3 protein-coding genes are annotated in these 4272 nt (G+C 59.6%); 1 reads left to right on the top strand and 2 read right to left on the bottom strand.

What is annotated here, in order from left to right; genetic code table 11:
* Both NP596_RS20155 and NP596_RS20150 read right to left on the bottom strand, forming a co-directional pair.
* A partial coding sequence (locus NP596_RS20155; protein ID WP_256617185.1) for a phytoene desaturase family protein occupies positions 1–1409 on the bottom strand: 1409 nt, incomplete at its 3' end.
* A gap of 64 nt (positions 1410–1473) precedes the next feature.
* Positions 1474–2907, bottom strand: coding sequence for an AMP-binding protein (locus NP596_RS20150; RefSeq protein WP_256617184.1), 1434 nt, complete (start codon positions 2905–2907; stop codon positions 1474–1476).
* Between NP596_RS20150 and NP596_RS20145 the strand changes: the two genes are divergently transcribed.
* The gene (locus NP596_RS20145) at positions 2885–4111 is read left to right on the top strand and encodes an NAD(P)/FAD-dependent oxidoreductase (protein ID WP_256617183.1); all 1227 of its coding nucleotides are present in this window, start codon (positions 2885–2887) and stop codon (positions 4109–4111) included. The two genes, NP596_RS20150 and NP596_RS20145, sit on opposite strands and share 23 nt — an antisense overlap.
* The last annotated feature ends 161 nt before the right edge of the window (positions 4112–4272 follow it).

The following is a 4272-nucleotide window of genomic DNA, read 5'->3' as shown; positions in this document are numbered from 1 at the left end:
CCCGGCAAAACCCCGCGCACGCCGGGCCGGTTGGGGCCGATTTGCTCGGGGGTGGCGGCGAAACCGTAGGCCGCGCCTTGCGAGTTCAGCGTGTAGCGCTCCAGCGTGCGCGGGGTGCCGGATTCCACCAGCAGCAAATGATCCTGTAAACCGGGAAAATGGCGTTCGGCTTTTGCCAACAGGCGTTGCTCGAAGGGCTTTTTCGCCTGCCGCCAGGATGAGCCGATATCGAAGGGGCACAGGGTGGTCAGCAGCATGATGTGTTGGCCGTCGGGCGCCAGGGAGGGATCGGTCAGGGACGGCAAGGTGGCGGAAAACCAGTTGAAATCGCCGCTTTGGTTTGAGGCATAGGCCGCTTCGTGATCGAAGGATTCGAAGAAAAACGACTCGTGGGCATGCGCGGGCAAAGCTAAATCGGTGGCGACATAGCTGACGAAAATCGAGGTGGACGGGATGAGTTGCGCCAAATGGCCGCAATATTCTTTTGGCAAATGTTCCCTGCCTATCAGCAATTCGGCGGTTTGCCGGGCGTCGGCGTTGGATACCACGGTTGCGGCGCGGATCAGCTGGCCGTTCTCCAACACGATGCCGGCGACCTTGCCCTGCTCCACCACAATTTGCCGCACGCTGGCATTCAGCAACAGCTCGCCGCCGTGGGTTTCCACGGCGCCGGCCAATAGATTGGCGTAGGTCTGAAAACTGCCCCGGCAATAATAGCCGCCTTCGTAGGTATAGCCGGCCATCATGCAGGCCCAGTATAAAAAAGATAACTGCCCGGGCGGCAAGCCCAAATAAGGCCACAGCGACGCGCAGATGCTTTTCAACCGCGCATCTGTTAAAAACTCGTCCAAGGCTTCCGTCAGGTTGGCCCGGCGATAACGAAACAAATTCGCCAATGCCACCGCCGGCGAAACCCGCGCCGAGCGGCCCTGTTCCAGCACGGTTTCCGCCAGCATGGCTTCTTCCGCCAGCACCTTGCACAAACGGATCAGCGTCAGCAGCTTGTGTTTTTCCTTCGGAAAATGTTCGCACAAACCGTCTATGAAGGCGGTTTCCCCGGCCCGCAGTTTAATTTCCAAATCCGGATAAACCGCCCTAGCATAGCTGTCTATCGGTATAAAAACCGCTTGCGGGTCGATACCGACCGCTGCGCAGATTTGGTAAATGCTGCTGCCGTTTCGGTAACCTTGCGGGCCGCAGCCGCTGACCAAATGCACGCCGGAATCGAAATGAAAGCCGCGCCGTTTAAAGCTGTGCGCATAACCGCCCGGCCTGTCGTGGCGTTCCACCAGCAGCACGGATTTGCCCGCCTTGGCCAGCAATGCGGCGGTACTCAGGCCGCCGATGCCGGCGCCTATCACCACCACGTCGTAAACTTCTTGTTTTGATTCCCTGTGAACGCCGCGCATGACTGTCTGATTTAAACCAAAGGGACCGGCAGGTTAGCAGATTGGCCAACCGCCCACAAACTCGCTACGCCAGCGCAGCCAACAAAGCATCCTGCGTGCTTTTGGTCAGCTTGCCGGTCTGAGTGCGCGGAATGGTGTCGACAAAATGAATTTTTCTGGGCAAAAACACCTGGTCCAGATAGGGCTGCAGGCCGGTTCTGATTTGCTGTTTATCCAGCTTGCTCACCACTACGGCGGACAGTCGGTCTTCCCCGGCTTGGTCGTGCTGCAGGTAGAAAAAGCCGTCCTCTACTCCTGGGATATCCAGCAGCCGCCGGCTCAACTCACCCAGGGAGGAGCGCTTGCCGCCGATCTTGATCATATCGCCCTGCCGCCCCAACACGGTAAAGCGGTTGCCGGCTTGTATGTTAATGCTGTCTGGCAAAACTACTTCCGCCGGCAGATGCGCGGCCCGCAAGCAGGTTTGCCCTTGCTGGTTTTGCGACAGACGGCACCCCGGATAAAGCTGCCAGGCGCTATCGGACAAGGTTTGCCTATGCGCGAACGACAGCGTTTCGGTGCTACCGTAGATTTCGACCGGCGCTTGCCCCAGCCTGTCGGCGGTCTCGCGGGCCAGCTGATCCGACAAGGTGTCGGTAGCGGAAATCACGCCGGACAGATTAGGCCAATCGCCGCCGCCCAAATGCCGCAAATGCGTGGGGGTAGTGACTAATACCGCCGGCCAGGTCGAGTCGGCCGCCGCGCTTCGGATATCTTCCGGAAAGAACGGCCGCTTGTCGTACAAGACCAAGCGGGAAAACAACGGCCAAAACACCGACGTTTCCAGACCGTACATATGCTGCGGCGGCGTGGTGGAGACCATCAGGCGGACTTGATCCCGCAAGCCCAAACTGCCGACGGCCATGTTAGCGGAAAGCCGCAGCGTCTCCAGACTATGCAGATTGGCTTGCGGCTTGCCGCTGCTGCCGGAGGTAAAGGCGATCAACCGGCAGGCGGGCCAATCGATCCGAACCGGCTGGACGGCGTGTACAATGCCATCCGGCGCACCGACTTGGAACCAGTCCACGCCCGGCAGTTGCGGATCGCCGTCGCCGGCGGCATAGGCGCCGGGATAATCCGCCCGGATTTCCCGAATCACCGCAGCCTGGCCGGACGGCGGCAGCAGGCAAGTCTGCCCCCGGCTGGCGGCGGCCAGCAGCGCAATGCAAAACAGATAACGGTTTTCGCATACATTGATCATATAAGCGCGATCCGGCAGACTAGCCGCTAACCGTTTGACGTCGGCCCACAGGTTTTTTCGGCCGATCACCCGTCCGGCAAAGACGGCAAAGGGTTCGCCGTTATATGATACGAAAGAATCGGAACACTCCTGAAAGGGTAAGGCTTGCTGCATGGTCTGGACTCTGGAGGTTGGGCTGTAAACGCCTGCTGTGATGCCGAACTTTATTTTAACCGAACCCAACCGCCAACCCACAATGGATACGGATGTATTAATCATAGGCGCCGGCCCGGCCGGCAGCGTAGCGGCCCAAATGCTGAACCGGCTTGGACACAAGATAGTCATCCTGGAATCGCAGCAGTTTCCGCGTTTTTCGATAGGCGAAAGCCTGCTGCCGCAGTGCATGGCGTTTCTGGAAGCGGCGGATATGCTGGACGCGGTCGGCGCCGAAAATTTCCAGTTCAAAAACGGCGCCGCCTTTTCGCATGCCGGCAAACTGACCGAATTCGATTTCAGGCAAAAATTCACGCCCGGCTGGGGCACCACCTTTCAAGTGCCGCGCGGCCGTTTCGATCAGGTGCTGGCGGACACGGCGGAAAGATCCGGCGTGACTGTTCATTACCGGCACAAGATTGTCGGCGCGGATTTCCAGATGCCGGGCCAAGCCCGCCTGACCAGCGTCGATGCCGATGGAATCACACGGGAATGGACCGCTCGCATGGTGTTGGATGCCAGCGGTTTCGGCCGGGTGCTGCCCCGGCTGCTGGATCTGGAAACGCCTTCCTCGCTACCCGCGCGGCAGGCACTGTTCACGCACATAGAAGACCGTATTACGACGGAAAATTACGATAGAGACAAGATCCTGATCGCCATACACCCGGAACATCATCACATCTGGTATTGGCTGATCCCGTTCGGCAACGGCCGCAGCTCGCTGGGCGTGGTGCTCCCGCAAGGTTTTCTCGATGCACGCCAAGGCTCGCCGCTGGAAATTTTGCGCGGTTTGGCATTCGAGGAGCCCCGGTTGGCCGAATTGCTCGCCAACAGTTGTTTCGACACCCCGGCCAACCAAATCGGCGGCTATTCGGCCAATGTCAGCCGTCTGGCCGGCGACGGCTTCGCGCTGCTCGGCAATGCCGGGGAATTTCTGGACCCGGTGTTTTCCTCCGGCGTCACCATCGCCCTAAAATCGGCCGCGCTGGCCGCGCCGCTGGTCGATAAGCAATTACGCGGCCAGACGGTCGATTGGCAAACCGATTACGAACACGCCTTGCGCAAGGGCATAGAGGTTTTCAGAGCCTATGTGGAAGCCTGGTACGACGGCCGCTTTCAACGCATTATCTTCGAACCGAGCCAGCTGGTCAGCGTCAAAGCCATGGTTTGCTCGATTCTGGCAGGCTATGCCTGGGACGAAACCAACCCGATGACCCAGCGTTGCGGCAAACGCATCGCGGCGATTGCCGACATCTGTCCGCCGTTGTAAACGCTATCGAAGGGGAAGCGATGTATTTGCACGACCTGGGCATCATCTGCGCACTGGGTGCTACCAAAGCCGAGGTGCTATCGTGCTGGCTCGCCGGCCGCATGGGGCAAGCCGCTCCGCCCGCTTGGCTGGACACGGCTGTACCCGCCATCGGCGTCGCG

Origin of the sequence: Methylomonas rivi (assembly GCF_024505165.1) — a bacterium.
GTDB lineage: Bacteria > Pseudomonadota > Gammaproteobacteria > Methylococcales > Methylomonadaceae > Methylomonas > Methylomonas rivi.
The sequence above is the reverse complement of the archived record's forward strand: the minus strand, read 5'-3'. Positions and strand labels throughout refer to the sequence as shown.